The 964-nt window shown below is 66.0% G+C and carries 1 protein-coding gene; it reads left to right on the top strand.

Translation table 11 applies throughout. The annotated features are described in order from the left end of the window. Window positions 1-661: 661 nt before the first annotated feature. Window positions 662-964 (top strand): hypothetical protein (locus AC5RWO_RS21430; RefSeq protein ID WP_498733950.1); only part of this gene is annotated, 303 nt, incomplete at its 3' end.

Below are 964 nucleotides of genomic sequence, written 5' to 3'. Positions count from 1 at the left end.
ACACTATTGAGTTCTCAAACAACAGGAGCACCCGGCACCAGTCGGACCCTTCTTCAAGGCCCTCCATCGCTCCGGAGCAACTTTTCAAATTTACCCGATCCTGCAGCAGTTCGCAAATCGCCTTCCGGCTGATTCCCGCTGCAACCACGGTCCCCGCAACCTCATCCGCACGGTAAATCGAACCGTTTGAAAGTGATTGTTTTGAAGGGGTTGGCCTCCCTGCCTGCTAAGCGCTTTCGCTCCCTAGCTGCGGTGGCTTGGAAGACATTACACGCCTTCGCGGACCACTGCAAATCCGCCTCCGGGAACAGCACCGCCTGCCGCGGAAAACCGCGGATTCATGCGGATCTTCCCACTCCCGGATCCGCTGCGCCGGCCCCGGCCGGCCGCACACCGGACGGGCACGGCAGCAAAACCAGGTTCGTTATCCCGAAACCGGAACCGGCGGCAAAGACCCGTCCGCGGCGCTGCCGGTGTGGCCAAGCACTCAATGCGCCCGCGGCTCCCTGCCCGCATCCGGAATCCGCGCGGATATCCACCGACCGCCCGCCGCCAGAACGCAACCGGCACCTCGCGGGGAAAGTGTGCTTAAAATCCAACGCCAGCCGACACCTCCCGCTGCGCGGCCGCCGGCCCCACGGCCGGCAGGACCACCACCTGCATGCCGCAGCGAAACCAGGCAGCGCCGGCCACCTGCAACACCCGGGCCAGGACGCCGGCACGGCCAACGCCCCGCGGCAGGAGCACCGGAATCCCGGGCCGGCCCGCCCCCGACGGAGCAGCAGCTGCAGCCCAGCGGCAGCGGGAGCCGGCACGGCAGGCCCGCAGCCAGGGCACCGGGAACGGAGTTGGGGTTATGCAGGTTGGCATGGTTTCCGTCAACGGCCTTAAATGGGTGAAGGGCTCCACCGTCATGGTGGAGCCCTTCACGCTCAAAAGATGTCCGGCGGTGACCTACTCTCCC

The organism is Arthrobacter sp. B055-34 (assembly GCF_059090425.1).
The sequence above is the reverse complement of the archived record's forward strand: the minus strand, read 5'-3'. Positions and strand labels throughout refer to the sequence as shown.